Consider the following 15,668-nt stretch of genomic DNA (forward strand, 5'->3'; position numbering starts at 1 on the left):
TAGGATTGTTTGAAAAGGCTGATTTGACAAATGCGCAATCACGGCATATCTTTCGATAGAGCTTTGAATTGATAGCAAAATCGCGCAGGTGTTGAATTTTAAATATGACGTTTGATGGATGAGTCAAACGCCTTTCAGCCGAGGGTCTCCAGCATTGATCAGGTCACTACGAAACCGTCTCTCATTGCTGGTTGGCCTGATTACCTTACCTGGCTATGTTGCAATTACGGCTGACATGTTGGAGAGTCGGCAACAAGCACTCCACTCACTTAAGCAACAAGTTGAGATGACCGCAAAAGATGTTGCAGGACTACAATCTAAGATACTCTCCGACACTGAAACCTACCTGACGTACCTTGTTAAACTCCCCGAATTGCAAGACCCTGTTGAACCTGTTTGCGGTGAGTTTTTATCCAAGATCGTGAAGCTTAACCCCTTGTATGTGAATATTGGTGTTCCGCTAGCCAATGGTGATCTCCTGTGTAACGCACACCCCTTGAATCGCTCGGTCAATGTTTTTGATCGCCCCTATTTCCAAGAAGCACTGACCCATCGAAGGTTCTCAATTGGTACCTACCAGCTTGATCGTGCGGCCAATACCACAAGCATTAACTTTGGTTACCCGGTGATCGATGCAGTCACTGATGAGGTTAGAGCCGTTGCTGTCGCTGTTGTTTCACTGGCATGGTGGACACAGTATCTTGAATCCAGCAATTTGCCAGAGTTGAGTACGGCATTTATCATCGATAGTTTAAACACATTGGTTGCCAATTACCCTGCCGATCCAGACGCATTGGGTCGCTTGATTGCTCAGTCCAATGGCTATAATCAAGCCGAGGTCTTGTTAGGAGACGATGGCATCCGGAGGATGAAGTATACGCTCCCATTACTGCATAATATTGGTCATGAATCGTTTTCGTTGACGATCGGTGTCCCAACAGATGCCGTGCTCAATCGAATCAATCAGCGTTTCTACATTTCATTGCTGTCGTTTTCCTTGGTGATGCTTGGGCTGTTCTGGATTACATCTCAAGTCCTAAAACGTGGGGTTTTACAACCCATCGAGGCGTTGACCGCCGCGAGTCGCAAGTTACAGCGTGGTATTTTTGAGCGTGATAGAGCGAATGAAGGTGTCATTGAACTGGTTCAACTGAAGCGGCAGTTCGAACAGATGGCAGAAACACGTCTTGAAGCTGAACGTCAGATTTGGATTCAGGCCAATAATGACTCTCTCACTGCATTACCTAACCGCTATTTACTTAACTATCAGCTTTCTGAAGCCATCGATCGTGCAAAGCAAGGGGGTACACACCTGAATTTGCTGCTGCTGGATCTGGATAACTTCAAGGATATTAATGATACGCTTGGCCATGAAACGGGCGACAAGGTTTTGTGTGAAGTCGCCGGAAGGCTGAAAGGAGTGGTTAAGCCGCCTGATCTTCTGGCTCGGCTAGGGGATGATGAGTTTACACTCGTGCTGACAGGCCATGACTATGCTGTTTCGCTTGACGACTTTTGCCACCAGATACTGAAGCTGCTGGCTGAGCCGATACAGGTGCATGAGCACCGTCTTTTTGTAACCAGCAGTATTGGAATTGCGACTTACCCTGCAGATGCAGATTGTGTTGAGGAACTCCTTAAGTCAGCTGATCAGGCCATGTTTACGGCCAAGCGAGATGGCCGCAATCGGCATAGATACTTTGATCCGGTGATGCGAGAAGCCATTCTGCATAAGCGTGAGTTGATTGCCGATCTACGTGACGCAATTGAAACCGAGCTGGTGGTTTATTATCAGCCTATCTTTGACTGTCAATCCCAGCGTATCACCAAAGCGGAGGCCTTGGTTCGGTGGCTACATCCTGAAAAAGGCCTGATCAGTCCAGCAGAATTTATTCCTCTTGCCGAAGAGTGCGGATTGATTATTGCGATTGGCCAACGGGTGTTCGATCAAGTGTGTCAGGATTTACCTGCCTTAAAATCCGCCTACGATGATGGGTTTCAGGTCAGTATTAATGTTTCCCCGATACAGTTTGCGCATGAGGAAACACAGCTGACGCAGTGGGTTCATCAGCTTAAAGCGCATAATCTGTCCTGTAATGACATTATTGTTGAGATTACTGAAGGTGTGATGCTAGATCCAAATTGTGAAACCATCAAAAAACTGATGGTGTTTCGAGATCATGGTATGCATGTGGCACTGGATGATTTTGGAACTGGTTATTCGTCGCTTGCCTATATTTATCAATATGATATTGACTACTTCAAAATTGATCAGTGTTTTATCTCGACCCTCAAAGTCGGCTCAGATACATTGGCGCTTTGCGAAGCGATGGTGCTGATGGCCCACAAGTTGGGTATTCAAGTCATTGCGGAAGGAGTCGAAACAACCGAGCAGGCTGAGCTCATTGCTGAGATAGGCTGTGATTTCATTCAAGGCTATTTGATATCCAAACCACAGCCTTTGTCAGTGCTTGTTTCAGATCGAAAGGGGGTTGCTTGCTCTTCTTGAAAGATATTCTCCAAGGTTAGCGATTTTTAGCAAAACTCCGTTGACGATGCTCTACGAAGGAGTCGGGTTTAATCCAAGAGCATATGACATACGATATTAATCAAATATATGCAGCTGCTCTCCTAACAAAGACACAAAAATAGACATCCCCATACGCAGATCTTGTCGCTCGACAAAATGACGAGGAATAAAAAAGCGCAGGGGGAGTTCTGGTGCATGTGTTGGGCGTACGCTGATGCTGACATGTGGGCCCAGCATAACGAGTTCTTCAATCCGCCCCTCGATTGGATTTTCTTTGTCGCCATTAGACGGTCTATCAGGACGGTGTAAAATTAAACTCTGGGGTGTGGCCATCCATTCAATTGTTTGACCTACTTTGTACGTTTTTTGAGTGGTAATCAAAAGTGTTTTTCCACACCAGTCTAAGGTTATTTGGGTCTTTGAGACATCTTTAACGATGCCCTTAAATAGATTATGCATGCCAAGAAGTCGTGCCACTGTTGGGCTTCTTGGATGGCTCATTAGCTCATCGGGTGTGGCAACTTGCAAAATTTGGCCGTGATGGAGCACACAAATACGATCCGCTAACTGCAGGGCTTCCTCAAGATCATGTGTCACCAGCAAGGTGGGGGCTTCAATTTGATGGCGCAGCAGCGCCAGCTCGCGTCGTAATTTATGGCGTGTTGCTTGATCCACTGCGGAAAAAGGCTCATCAAGTAAGAGGAGACGGGGTTCAGCCACCAAGGCGCGTGCCAATGCGACTCGCTGGCGCTGGCCACCGGATAATTCATGAGGCTTACGTAACTCAAGGCCTGATAAATGGACACGTGCTAACCAGTCCAATGCTTTTTGGTTTGCGTCCCGCTTTGAGAGTTTAAACAACGGAAGCATCACGTTTTGTAATGCGGTTAAGTGAGGAAAGAGCGCATAGTTTTGAAAGACCATTCCGAGCGAACGTTGCTCTGGTTTGATTTGAATTTTCTGAGTGCTATTAAGCCAGTCTATATTTCCGCTTTGGATGTGTCCTGTTACTTCAGTGTACAAACCTGCTAGGCTTCTGAGTAGTGTTGTTTTGCCGCTTCCGGATGGACCAAGTAGCGCAACCAGTTCTCTTGGTTGAATGTGGAGCTTGGCCTTTAGGGGAATCTTACCGCAGGATTCAAGGTCGAAGTCCAGATAGAGTCCAAGCGTCATATTTTTCTCCGCTGACGAAACTGCCCAAGGCCTTGGAGTAGGAGTAAACTTACAAAGGCGAGAGCGAGTAGCACGAGTGCCATCTGACCAGCCGCTTCGAGATTAAACGCTTGCACTTGATCATATATGGCAATCGATAGGGTTCGTGTTTCTCCTGATAAATTGCCTCCGACCATTAACACGACACCAAACTCTCCCAAGGTATGAGCAAAGGTTAAGACAAAGGCTCCCGCTAAACCTGGCCAAATGAGCGGCAGTTCAATTTTGAAAAAAGCCTGCCAAGCATTAAGACCACAGGTTCGGGCGGCGTCACGAAGATCTCGGTCGATACTGCTAAATGCGTGTTGTATGGGTTGTACAGAAAATGGGAGGTTGGCGATAATGGATGCGATGAGTAAGCCCTCAAAGCTAAAGTTAAGCGATTTATTAAAAAGCGTTTCCCAAAGGCTGCCGAAGGGGGCTTGACCAGAAAAAGCCACTAGAAAATAGTAGCCGAGCACTGTGGGGGGTAAGACCAATGGCAGGAAAATCAGAGTTTGCAGTACAGGCACCCAAGGTCGATGACTCCATGCAATGAAACGTCCAAGTGCGATGCCGATGGGCAGAAGCAATAGACTGGTAAGAATCGCTAATTTGAAGGAGATTTCAAGCGCTTGAAATTCCATTAAGGTGCACCAAAGCCATGATCCATCAGTATTTTTTTAGCTGTTTCTGTCTGCATAAACTGATAAAAGTTTTTAGCTGTTGGACTGGCGTTTCTCATTAATACCATCTTTTGTTCAAGCGGGATGTGCTCTGACTCAGGGATTAACCAAGCTATACCGGGCAGATCCTGTCGGTTTGCCAACAAAGGCCAAGCGACAATACCCGCACGAGCGGCACCGGAAAGCACAAACTGAACGGATTGAGCTGCATTTTCGCCTAGAACAAGTCGCGGCTGTAATGTGTCCTTAACAGACCAATGCTGTAGCCAATCCATCGCAGCCATGCCGTAGGGTGCATGTTGCGGGTTGGCAATTGAAAGCTTATCGCTAGAGTTCGCATTTTCCTGCCATTGCAAAAGTGCTTCTGATGGTGAATCTGCAGACAGAGCATCTTGAGTGTAAAATGCAAGCCTGCCAAAAGCATAACGGGTACCTGCATCTAACGTGAGTTTTTCATTATAAAGTAGCTCGACAAAGTCTGAATTGGCGGAAAAAAACAGCTCAAAAGGGGCCTCATGGCGCAACTGGCTGGTAAAAACACCGGAAGAGCCGAAGGTTATACTGATATTGCTATTAGGATGATTCTCCTTAAAGGCTTTTTCAATATTAGGCAGCGCCAGTTGTAAATCTGCTGCCGCCGCAATACGAACTGGATTGGCCGCATACGTAGATAATGGAAGAAGTAGCAGAAGAATTAAAATGAACGGCATTAGAGCTCCAGATGTACAAGGTTATTCTATAGAAAAACATATCAACAAGGAGGCGGCAATACCTCTCAGGTAATAAACAATGCCAACTCGTGCTTTTAGTGTCATACACAATCTCAGTTAAGGTGAACAACATCGCCCTTGCGATTCATGGCAAGAAAATTCGCAATTATCTCCATTTGGATCTGTTGCATCATCATTTTCAATGGTTGAAGCATTATTCGCTTGTTGCACGAATGCCAGCTCTTCCATCCATGGCTGCAACAAAGACAATGTCCAAGCTAAATCCTGTTTGCTCGGATTCGCTGATGAGCACAGAGAACTGATCTACATCGTCAGGTGAGCGATCTACACAGAGTGTGGGAACCAATGTTCCACCCTATCCGCGAAAATCATGCTTGAAATATTCAGCATGAATATGCCATAGATGGCTAAACGTGAAAATTGCCCTAAAGAGGTAGTGTGCTTGGCGACAGAGGCGCTTATGTCTCGGCAGTGTCGATTTTATTTCAAGATTAATGACGCCTTCAAAGATGGTATACGTCTTGCTTATCCAGTAGTGAGAAAATTTACCCAAGAGCAGCACTAACCGGGTTAGTGATGAATGCTCCTGACGTGTTTATACCATTTTTGATTAAGGGGCTTTTAAATGTCAAATCATCGTCACTCAGTGACCGATATGTCTAGAGAACAGTCACTAACACCATTGCTTAGACAGGCATTTCGTCCGATGTTTCTGTTAGGTGCACTCTATAGTGTTGTTGCAATGGCGTTATGGGGCATGATGTTAAGTGGTCATTTAGTACTGAATGTCTATGCAAATGTTATGTTTTGGCATCAACATGAAATGATTTTTGGTTTTGTTGCCGCCATTATTGTAGGCTTTTTATTAACAGCGGTTCAAAACTGGACAGGAACGCGTGCGACACATGGCGCTTCTTTGTTGATTCTAGCGCTAGTCTGGATGCTCGGTCGTGTCTTAATGCTTTTTGGTGGTAGTTTACCGCCTTTACTTGTTGCAACAGTCGATTTAATTTTTTTGCCGCTCGCGGCTGTCTTTTTTGGACATATTATTCTTAAAGCGGAACAAGTCAGAAATTTATTTTTTGTACCGATTCTGCTGCTCTTGACCATCAGTAACGGCATTATGCATGCTGGCGTTATATTGAATCAATTTCAGTTTGTTCATTACGGAAGTATGAATGCTGTTTGGTTAGTGACATTGGTGATGAGTGTCGTTTCAGGGCGTGTGTTGCCTATGTTTACGGCTAACGGAACCAATACCCCCAAAGTACAGCCTTTGGTATGGTTAGATAGGGCAGCCCTAGGCTCTATTTGGCTAATTTTTGTATTACAGTTCTTGCTTTTAAAACCCTTATTAGCGCCTTCTTTGCTGTCGGCTCTTTATGCGATCGCGGCACTCCTTAATTTTGCTCGACTGATCAGATTAAAAATGTGGATCACTTGGCGGGTTCCTTTATTGTGGTCACTGCATATTGCCGTTGCCTTTATTCCGATAGGATTGGCGCTATTTGCTCTACGCTATGCTGGGTTTGCAGTGAGTATCAGTACGGGCGTGCATGCATTAACGGCTGGTGCTATGGGAATTATGATTCTTTCTATGATGGCACGTGTTTCTCTTGGACATTCGGGGCGTCTTTTACAACCTAAAGTGATCATGACTATCGCATTTGCATTGGTGATTTTGGCGGCTGTATCACGTGTCTTTTTAACATGGTTGCTGCCTGGCTTTGCCTTACAAGGATACTATTTTGCAATCATTGCATGGGTTGTTGCCTACGTCTTTTATATTGTTGTTTATACCCCTATTTTGACAGCACCGAGGGCAGATGGGCGACCAGGTTAACGGGAACGATAGGCCTTATGTGGTGTGATCAAACCTACTAAAACTACTCAGGGCGCCGCCATAGCCATGTGGCAGTGCCGAGTAAAATTGTGGTGACAAGTATCTTTGGCCAGCCTTTACCTGCAGCCCAAGCACTCAACAATATGAAAGGTACAGTTGGTAGGCCTGGCAAAGGAATGCCCGCTAACGCCAGCAGCATGGCTACACTGGCGACACAGCGCCACAAGAATCTTCGTATCACTTTAGTCCCAGTCGTTGAGCGAGTTTATGTAAGTTACTGGCATCGACAGCCAGTAATCTGGCCGCTTGAGCCCATGAGTGATTAGCCTTTAAAAGCGCAAGACGAATCAAGTTACGTTGAGTTTGTTCTACCGCTATTTTTAAGGGTACAAGAGCGTTGTCAGAGCTGATGTTTGCACTTTTATCGAAGTCGTCAACGGGTTGATCGCTAAGACCCTGAAAGAAATGACTATGTAACGTAATAATGTCGGCTTTATTGACTCCATAACTCAGAGCTTTAATGGCGGCCCGACTGATGACATGTTCCAGCTCCCTGACGTTCCCAGGCCATTGATAATTAAGCAAGAGCAATTCCGCTGTGTTATCAAGTCGTAAGCTGCGAAACCCTAGTCGAGTTCTATTTTGTTCTAAAAAAAATCCTGCTAGTAAGAGAATATCATTTCCACGATCGCGTAAAGGGGGAATATGCAAAGGGTAAACAGATAGTCTATGGTAGAGATCTGCACGAAACTCACCGCTTTTCACCTGAGCTTGTAGATTGCGATTGGTGGCCGCCACTATCCTGACATCAACGTGGCGAATCTTATCAGTCCCTAGGCGCTGTACCTCACCATTTTGTAGAACTCTCAATAATTTAGCTTGTATATTCAGAGGAAGCTCACCGACTTCATCTAGAAAAATAGTTCCCTTATCTGCACTTTCAAAGCGTCCTTGACGATCACCTGTAGCCCCTGAAAAAGCCCCTTTAGCATGACCAAATAATTCACTCTCAGCCAGTGTCTCAGGCAGTGCTGCACAATTTACATAGACCATTTTTTGCGTGTGACGAGGTGAAAGAAGATGCAGTCGACGTGCAAATAATTCTTTCCCCGTGCCTGTTTCCCCTAGTAACAAAACGGGTAGTTCTGAATCAGCAACCACACTTAATTCATTCAGTACTTCGTTCAATTGAGGGCTTTGACCAATAATATTCACTTCCGAGTGCAGTTTACGTTCCATCTGTGCGTCATCTTGCCGCCCCTGTCGAAGCGCTTTATTGTCCTGCTCTAATCGACTCATACGAAGCATTGCTTCAATCACGAGCGAGCAACGCTGGAGGTCTTGTCGATGTTGTTCGCAAAAGGTACCAGGGGTAAGCGCATCAAGAGTTACCACACCCCAAATCTCACCTTCAATAAACAAAGACATGCCCATGCAGTCATGTACGGCTAAGTGTTCGCCCGGTTGGGTTTCTATCAATCCATCATAGGGGTCGGGTAGTGGACTGTCAGGTTCAAATCTAAAGGCTACACGCGTGCTACAAAGCATGGCCAAGCGGGGGTGTTGTGCGAGTTCAAATTGACGACCTAAGGCTTCTTTGACTAAACCATGACTGGCAATCGGAATGAGTGCTTGCTCATCTTTGCGTAATAAAACCACGGCTCCACAATTAAAGTAACTTTTTAATGTCGACACCAATTTCTGTAGACGAACAGGTCCTGGTTGATCGGTGACTAAATCCGCGAGCAGGCTTTCCTGAATCATGGTTTTTTTTACCTTGTAGGGTCGAATATACCGTAAATGAATTGGGTAAAAAATACCACGATGCGCCCGTGATGGATATTCCTAAGAAGAGGTATGTCAATTTATACACTCAGGCGCGATTCATTTTATGCCCTGATGAGTTTTTAGATATATGGCATGCTGTTTGCCTTTATCTATCCGAGTATTAATTGAACGAACATGATTTAAATTCTAGGAGTGCTTTATGCAATTATCAGCAGCAACTCAAGCGGGTTTGACACGCAATGTACAGCAATGGCAATCACTACCCAATAAAGACCTTATTGACTTTGTGCTTGAGCGATACCATGCGGTCCACCGAGTACAATTCCCAGAAGCCATTCATATGGCTCGCCGTGTCGAGCAGGTTCATGGAGCAAGTGCTAAGTGTCCAGTGGGCTTAACAGAGCATCTTTTACTCATGTTTCAGGAGTTGGAAAGTCATATGATGAAGGAGGAACAAATTCTGTTTCCCATGTTAGCCAATGAAAGTTACCCTCAAGGACCCATTATGGTCATGGAAAATGAGCATCAGGAGCATGAGTTGGCGTTACAACGAATACTGAGTCTGACTGATGAGCTAACGCTGCCTGAAGGTGCTTGTGGGACATGGACAGCACTTTACACGCTGCTTCGTGAGATTATTGTTGATGTCCGTGCGCACATTGATTTGGAGAGTCATGTTTTGTTTGTGCCCGTTGAAAAACATTCTGGAGCCTGTTGTGGAGGCTGTGGTGGATAAGCCAGTTATCGATAAAGTGCAGTAGGCCATGGTATAACGTCATTAGGCAGTGTTACCCTTTGAGGTTAGTCTAAAGACGTTAGTCAAAAAGTAGAGCCAAAATGCAGAAAAAAACACTCTTAGTCGTTGGCCTTGGTGATTTAGGCGGTCGGATTGCTTCGCTAGCCGTTGAGCAGGGATTAGACGTACACGGAATGCGCCGTGGTGCGCAGGCGCCTGCGGGGGTTCAGTTGATTCAACAGGATGCGGCGAGCCCATGGCCGGATTTACCGAGCCCGCCTGATGATGTGGTACTGTGCCTTTCGCCTTCTGATTCGAGTGTTGCGGCGTATCAGTTGGCCTATCTGGAAGTCGCGAAACAGGCAGCCAACGCACTTAAAAAAATCGCTCCACAAGCGCATGTCTGGTTAATTTCATCGACGGGAGTGTATGGTCAGTCCGGTGGCGAGTGGGTTGATGAGACGTCTGAGCGCAAGCCCACACGAGAAACCGCGCGCGTTCTGCTAGAGGCAGAAAACGATTGGCTTGCTCAATCTCAGCCTGTCACGTTGTTGCGCCCTTCTGGCCTATATGGTCCTGGGCGCTATTTCTTGTTAAATCAAGCGCGCCAGGGTTTTCTGCCTCCTGCAGACCCTCCGATCTATACGAATCGAATCCATATCGACGATGCCGCGCGTGCGGTGATGCATCTGATTAATTGTCGTCATCGAGGAGACCTGATCGCAACGTCGTATAATTTGACGGATACCTGTCCTGCTAGCTTGCATGAAGTATTAAGTTGGTTGCAGCAGACATTGGGTGTGGAGGCCAAATCGTCAGCTCCTGCTCAGCGTGACAGTAAGCGTATTCGTCATCAGCGGCTTAAAGAGACGGGATTTGTTTGGCGGTATCTTGATTATCGGGCGGGGTATACGGCGATGTTAAGTGATATTCATCAATCAACAGATTAACTCATATACGTTGAGTTAATCTGTTGCTATCAGCTATCAGCTATCAGCTATCAGCTATCAGCTATCAGCTATCAGCTATCAGCTATCAGCTATCAGCTGTCAGTTATCAGTCAGCTGAATCCAATTGAATCTCGTCAGCACTCACGACTCAACAGGTGCTGTGGGCGTGGGTGATTTACGTTTAAACCAGCCACCACGCTTCGCGCTTTCTTCCTGAAATCCATACCAGTCTTCGAGCAATAGCGTTATAGGACTCTCGACTCATTTGGGGCAGGGCGCGTGCTAGATGTGGAGTTGACCAGTCGGCGATAAAGCCTTCATCTGATATTTCCCGTGTATTGGGTAGAAAAGCACCAGTGAAACTCGGATGCGGCCAATCACTGACCATTCGAATACGGCTGTTTCGACCCACGGGAGCGATCATCGACAATCTGTCCCACAAAAAAACAGTGGGATAGACATTAAAATGATAAGAACGCCTACAACAAAAAAGCGCCATCCAAACGATTTATACATAGCATCATTCCTTTAACGCACCCTATTCATTTGGCAAATGCAAACATAAAAATAGTCCGTCATTAAAAGGTCAAAAGCGTGCAACCGCTGTTTTTTTGCGTTAATAGAGTGCAAATTGTGATGTGTATTTATTCTTTTTTTTGTATTGTTTTTTATAAGTAATTGATTTTGAATCGTTGTTTATAGGTGGTATTGATCTTGCTATCTCTTGTATACAAGATAGGATACTAGCGAGATATATCATGAATACTCTGGAAACCCTTGGTTGGACGATCAGTGATTGGCTGAGTGCGCATCAGCAGAATGAGGGCAATGGGCACTTGGAAAAACTGGTTGATGCCGTTAATCATGTAAACGACTGCGCATGGATCAGCCGTCTTTCTGCCAGCGATCTAAAACAGCAATTGGAGCATCTCAACGCACGCCGGGAGCAAGGCGACTCTTTGCCCTTGTTCGGGGTACCCTTTGCGGTGAAGGACAATATTGATGTTGCTGGATGGGTGACAACGGCAGCCTGTCCTGACTTTGCTTACACCGCTACGGAAGATGCTACCGTTGTAGCGCACCTGAAAGAAGCTGGAGCGGTCCTGATTGGTAAAACCAACCTTGACCAGTTTGCGACAGGGCTGGTGGGGACGCGCTCACCCTATGGTGCGGTATCGAACAGCTTTAAAGCTGATTATGTGTCCGGTGGGTCGAGCTCTGGTTCAGCCTCTGTGACAGCACGTGGACTGGTTGCCTTTGCCCTAGGAACGGATACAGCTGGCTCAGGCCGAGTGCCAGCCGGATTTAATAATTTAGTCGGATTGAAGCCAACCAGAGGGTGGTTTTCGATCAAGGGCGTCGTGCCGGCCTGCCGCTCAATTGACTGTGTTTCGGTGTTTGCCTTGACGGTTGTTGATGCCGTACAGGTAGCGCAGGTTCTTGGTGAGCAGCAAGATCTGGCTGATGCTTATTCGCGGAAAAATCCAAATACCGCACCGACAGGAATGCCAGAGCGGCCCCGATTCGCCATTCCATCCAAGTTGGCGTTCTTTGGTGATGAACTGATGCAGGCTGCGTTTATGCAAGCACGCAGTGAATTGGAAAAAATGGTGGATCTGGTGGAAATTGATTTCACCCCCTTTACCCAGCTTGCTGAACTTTTGTATCAGGGGCCATGGGTGGCCGAACGCACTCATGCGATAGGTTCACAGCTGATAGAACATCCAGAAGCGATGGATGCGACAGTGCACCGTATTGTAGCGAAGGGTATGGATTACACGGCCTTGCAATGTTTCGATGCCGAATACCAACGTCAAGCCCTAGCACGTCATATACAGCAACAGCTCTCTGAAGTGGATGCGCTAGTGGTGCCGACCTCTCCGACGATTCGCACCCTAGCCGAGATGCAAGACGAACCCATCCTCTACAACTCTCAGTTTGGCACTTACACAAATTTTACGAACTTAGCAGATCTTTCAGCACTGGCTTTACCGGCTCCCTTCCGAGCAGATGGGTTGCCAGCTGGCATTACGTTAATTGCCAATGCTTGGCATGATTTTGCACTGGCCGACTTCGGTCAACGCTGGCAAGCCCATTTGGCATTGCCGATGGGGGCGACGGGCAAGCCTTTCCAAGCCATGGTTCCAACCTTCAAACCTGTTGCACCGGGCGCCGTGCGAGTTGCAGTGGTTGGGGCGCATTTAACGGGAATGCCACTCAACTTCCAACTGACCACACGCCATGCAAGTTTTGTTGAAGCGACTCAGACTGCACCTGAATACCGTCTCTATGCACTGGCCAATACGACGCCTCCTAAGCCTGGGCTTGCGCGGGTCGCTGAAAATGGAGCGTCAATTCAGGTGGAGCTTTGGGACGTCCCCTTGGCGAATTTCGGTGCATTTGTGGCAGAAATTCCAGAGCCGCTGGGTATCGGTACCCTATTGTTAGAGGATGGTCGTCGTGTCAAAGGTTTCATTTGCGAGCCTGTAGCGCTGGGCAGTGCAAAAGACATTACCCACTTTGGCGGTTGGCGTGCTTATATAGCCTCAAACTAAATACTGTGCAGAGTGCATCAATGTCGAAACCCAAACGCGAGAATCTGGCGGACCGTATCTACGAGCAATTGAAAACGTTGATCTTCAACTTTCAGTTGTTACCGGGAGAGTATTTCAGTGAAACAGAAATCGCTGAGCGCTTTGCGGCCAGCCGGACTCCGGTGCGAGAGGCGCTTCATCGACTGCATCGGGAGCAGTATGTCGAGGTGCATTTCCGCAGTGGTTGGCAGGTAAGGCCTTTTGATTTTAAGGTGTTTGAGGAGCTGTATGATCTTCGCATACTTCTCGAAACCTCAGCTGTGGAGCGACTCTGTCATTTGGCTGAGTTGCCAGCGTGCATCGCAGAGCTCAGGGCCATTTGGTGTGTGCCAGACTCTGATCGGGTGACGGATATGAGTTTGAGTGATCTGGATCGATCCTTTCACAGTCGCTTGGTGCAGGCGGCAGGTAACTCCGAAATGTTTCGGATTCATCGCGATCTCAGTGAACGAATTCACATTATTCGTCGCTTGGATTTCACCAAGGATTATCGAATTGATGCTACCTATCAAGAACATGCGGCAATCCTTGATGCCATTCAGCATCGCCGTTCCGATCATGCCAAGTATTTGCTGCGAGCCCACATCACGGTCAGCCGAGACGAGGTGCGAAAAATCACCTTGCATATGTTGCAGGAGGCGAGGGAGCGTCATATGCAATGAGTAGAAGTAGTGCCTCATGTTGGATTAGCGAATCGTATGAGTCGTCGCAAAAGGGCTTAGTCATGACGTCGTTGTGATATTGCATTTAAGCCAGGTGTGCCAGAGTCAGAGCTCTATCAACACGTTAAGTCGAGTGAAGTATGACAAAGGTTTTCTCTGGCGTTTGGCCTCTTTTGCTGGGTATTGTACTGATCATGCTGGGCAATGGTATGCACTTCACGCTAATTGGACTTAGGGGAGGGATCGAAGGCTTTTCCGCTGCTGAATTGGCGATTGTGACGTCCGGTTACTTTGTCGGCTTTTTATCAGGTGCTCGATTCTCACCGCTGTTGATTAGGCGAGTAGGGCACGTACGTGTGTTTGCCGCGTTGGGAAGCTTTATGTCGGCAGGCTTAATTGCCTTTCCTTTAATCACCGAACCTTGGGCATGGACATTACTCAGGATTCTCATAGGTTTTTGTATGTCGGGTGTGTATGTCACGGCCGAGAGTTGGTTGAACGATGCCGCCACCAACGAAAACCGAGGAAAGGTCTTATCCGCGTATATGATTGCACAAACACTCGGGATTATCGGTGCTCAAGGCTTGTTAACCCTCGGTGATGCGGCTACCTCAGTTCTTTTTATTGGTGCATCGATATTGGTTTCAATCTCCTTTGCCCCTATTTTGTTATCCGTAAATCCAGTGCCCAATGTTGAAGTGGCACGACCTATGAGCCTACGTGCTCTTTTTTCGAACTCTCCTTTAGGCACGGTGGGTATTTTCTTGTTGGGGAGTGCCTATGCAACTCAATCTGGGATGGGGGCTGTATTTGGTTCTCAAATTGGACTGTCTGCGACGCACATTGCCTTGTTCGTTGCTATGCTGTTTGCAGGCGCTTTGGTTCTTCAGTATCCGATAGGTTGGCTTTCAGATCGCATAGATCGACGTAAAGTGATATTGGGTGCTGCGCTATTGGGTGCGGTTTCGTGTTTGTTGGGCTGGATGAATGATGGGGGAATGGGGTTCTTAATGCTGTCTGCGTTTTTGACTGGCGGCGTTACAACCCCTTTGTATTCATTATTTCTGGCCTATACTAACGATTCCTTATCCACCGAGGAAATGCCAGCTGCATCGGGTGGTTTAGTCTTCACCTTTGGGTTAGGTGCCATTATTGGCCCCTTGGTCACGGGATGGGCCATGGAAACCTTTGGCCCTTATGCCTTCTGGCCAGTGTTAGCTATCACCTTTCTTTTGATTGTCCTCTATGCGGCCTATCGCATTACACAACGAGCCCATTCGCCAGCCGACACGACAGAAAGCTATTTAAGTGTTATTCCAACCGCCTCTCCAGTTGCTGTAGAAGCGGCCAGTGTCTGGGCAGCTGAGCATGCTGAGCAGGAGCGAGAAGCGGCGGAACTGGAGTCTGCTGAGGCCGAGCAAGAGACCCTCTCGCCTAGCGATCCTAGTCGTAGCTAGGCTCGTTTAAAATACGTTTTTTGCCCTTGCTACACACGCTTAGACGTTATTTGGCTTTGAGCAGGTTACAACAATCTGCTCTCCACGGATGGCGTTGTAAAAGCAATTGGGACGGCCCGTATGACAGGCTGCACCTTGCTGATTCACGATCAGTAAAAGAGCATCACCGTCGCAATCAAACCTAGCGTCTATCAAATGCTGAACATGGCCAGATGTTTCTCCCTTCCGCCATAAGGATTGTCGCGAGCGAGACCAGTAACAGACTTGTCGTGTGCTTAAGGTTTCAATAAGTGCCTCTTTGTTCATCCACGCAAGCATGAGCATGTCTTTAGTGTCATGTTCTTGCGCAATGGCGGCGATGAGGCCGTCTTGATTCCATGGAATCGCCGATAGGATGTCTTCAAGCGGAAAAGAGTCAGATTGATCTGCCTCTTCTAGCGTTTGCCAGATAGTCATTGATTTGCCTAGTCGTTGTGTTGAAGTTTGCCCATTGTCACGTC

Annotated in this window: 15 protein-coding genes; 7 read left to right on the forward strand and 8 right to left on the reverse strand. The window is 47.1% G+C overall.

Annotated features, from left to right (window positions below; translation table 11 throughout):
* Window positions 1-154 precede the first annotated feature (154 nt).
* Window positions 155-2,509 carry a bifunctional diguanylate cyclase/phosphodiesterase gene (locus F5971_RS00205; protein WP_193493346.1) on the forward strand — a complete coding sequence of 785 codons (2,355 nt, stop codon included), beginning with the start codon at window positions 155-157 and terminating at the stop codon, window positions 2,507-2,509.
* A gap of 96 nt (window positions 2,510-2,605) precedes the next feature.
* Here the strand turns inward: F5971_RS00205 and F5971_RS00210 are convergent, their stop codons facing one another.
* The 4 genes from F5971_RS00210 to F5971_RS00225 form a co-directional block, all read right to left on the reverse strand.
* The gene (locus F5971_RS00210; RefSeq protein ID WP_193493348.1) at window positions 2,606-3,703 is read right to left on the reverse strand and encodes an ABC transporter ATP-binding protein; all 1,098 of its coding nucleotides are present in this window, start codon (window positions 3,701-3,703) and stop codon (window positions 2,606-2,608) included.
* The gene (gene modB, locus F5971_RS00215; protein ID WP_193493356.1) at window positions 3,700-4,368 is read right to left on the reverse strand and encodes a molybdate ABC transporter permease subunit; all 669 of its coding nucleotides are present in this window, start codon (window positions 4,366-4,368) and stop codon (window positions 3,700-3,702) included. Before modB ends, F5971_RS00210 begins: the two co-directional genes overlap by 4 nt.
* Window positions 4,368-5,117, reverse strand: coding sequence for a molybdate ABC transporter substrate-binding protein (gene modA, locus F5971_RS00220; RefSeq protein WP_193493358.1), 750 nt, complete (start codon window positions 5,115-5,117; stop codon window positions 4,368-4,370). Before modA ends, modB begins: the two co-directional genes overlap by 1 nt.
* Before the next feature lie 214 nt (window positions 5,118-5,331).
* Window positions 5,332-5,484 (reverse strand): hypothetical protein, encoded by a 153-nt coding sequence (locus tag F5971_RS00225; RefSeq protein ID WP_193493360.1) that lies wholly within the window; start codon window positions 5,482-5,484, stop codon window positions 5,332-5,334.
* Window positions 5,485-5,763: 279 nt separating this feature from the next.
* Between F5971_RS00225 and F5971_RS00230 the strand changes: the two genes are divergently transcribed.
* Window positions 5,764-6,981 (forward strand): NnrS family protein, encoded by a 1,218-nt coding sequence (locus F5971_RS00230; protein ID WP_193493362.1) that lies wholly within the window; start codon window positions 5,764-5,766, stop codon window positions 6,979-6,981.
* A gap of 43 nt (window positions 6,982-7,024) precedes the next feature.
* On the opposite strand, the gene F5971_RS00235 is transcribed toward F5971_RS00230, so the two are convergent.
* Entirely contained in the window at window positions 7,025-7,222 is a 198-nt protein-coding gene (locus tag F5971_RS00235) for a DUF454 family protein (protein WP_193493364.1), read from the reverse strand.
* Entirely contained in the window at window positions 7,219-8,745 is a 1,527-nt protein-coding gene (gene norR, locus F5971_RS00240) for a nitric oxide reductase transcriptional regulator NorR (RefSeq protein WP_036506245.1), read from the reverse strand. The genes F5971_RS00235 and norR overlap by 4 nt, the downstream gene beginning before the upstream one ends.
* A 223-nt stretch (window positions 8,746-8,968) precedes the next feature.
* Between norR and F5971_RS00245 the strand changes: the two genes are divergently transcribed.
* Both F5971_RS00245 and F5971_RS00250 read left to right on the forward strand, forming a co-directional pair.
* Window positions 8,969-9,505: a hemerythrin domain-containing protein gene (locus F5971_RS00245; RefSeq protein WP_051513768.1), complete on the forward strand. Its 537-nt coding sequence runs from the start codon at window positions 8,969-8,971 to the stop codon at window positions 9,503-9,505.
* A 101-nt stretch (window positions 9,506-9,606) separates the two neighbouring features.
* Window positions 9,607-10,455: a Rossmann-fold NAD(P)-binding domain-containing protein gene (locus F5971_RS00250; RefSeq protein WP_193493366.1), complete on the forward strand. Its 849-nt coding sequence runs from the start codon at window positions 9,607-9,609 to the stop codon at window positions 10,453-10,455.
* 181 nt (window positions 10,456-10,636) lie between these two features.
* On the opposite strand, the gene F5971_RS00255 is transcribed toward F5971_RS00250, so the two are convergent.
* Window positions 10,637-10,879, reverse strand: a complete 243-nt coding sequence (locus F5971_RS00255) for an inner membrane CreD family protein (protein WP_202806777.1) — start codon at window positions 10,877-10,879, stop codon at window positions 10,637-10,639.
* Window positions 10,880-11,213: 334 nt separating this feature from the next.
* Between F5971_RS00255 and atzF the strand changes: the two genes are divergently transcribed.
* From atzF to F5971_RS00270, 3 genes are all read left to right on the forward strand, one after another.
* The gene (gene atzF / locus F5971_RS00260) at window positions 11,214-13,010 is read left to right on the forward strand and encodes an allophanate hydrolase (RefSeq protein WP_193493368.1); all 1,797 of its coding nucleotides are present in this window, start codon (window positions 11,214-11,216) and stop codon (window positions 13,008-13,010) included.
* Window positions 13,011-13,030: 20 nt separating this feature from the next.
* Complete coding sequence (locus F5971_RS00265) at window positions 13,031-13,711, forward strand: GntR family transcriptional regulator (protein ID WP_036506248.1); 681 nt, start codon at window positions 13,031-13,033, stop codon at window positions 13,709-13,711.
* Window positions 13,712-13,851: 140 nt separating this feature from the next.
* Window positions 13,852-15,168 carry an MFS transporter gene (locus F5971_RS00270; RefSeq protein WP_193493370.1) on the forward strand — a complete coding sequence of 439 codons (1,317 nt, stop codon included), beginning with the start codon at window positions 13,852-13,854 and terminating at the stop codon, window positions 15,166-15,168.
* Between the two features lie 39 nt (window positions 15,169-15,207).
* Here the strand turns inward: F5971_RS00270 and hisI are convergent, their stop codons facing one another.
* Window positions 15,208-15,624 carry a phosphoribosyl-AMP cyclohydrolase gene (hisI, locus tag F5971_RS00275; protein WP_193493372.1) on the reverse strand — a complete coding sequence of 139 codons (417 nt, stop codon included), beginning with the start codon at window positions 15,622-15,624 and terminating at the stop codon, window positions 15,208-15,210.
* Between the last annotated feature and the right edge of the window lie 44 nt (window positions 15,625-15,668).

It is taken from the genome of Nitrincola alkalisediminis, assembly GCF_009821115.1.
Taxonomy (GTDB): domain Bacteria; phylum Pseudomonadota; class Gammaproteobacteria; order Pseudomonadales; family Balneatricaceae; genus Nitrincola; species Nitrincola alkalisediminis.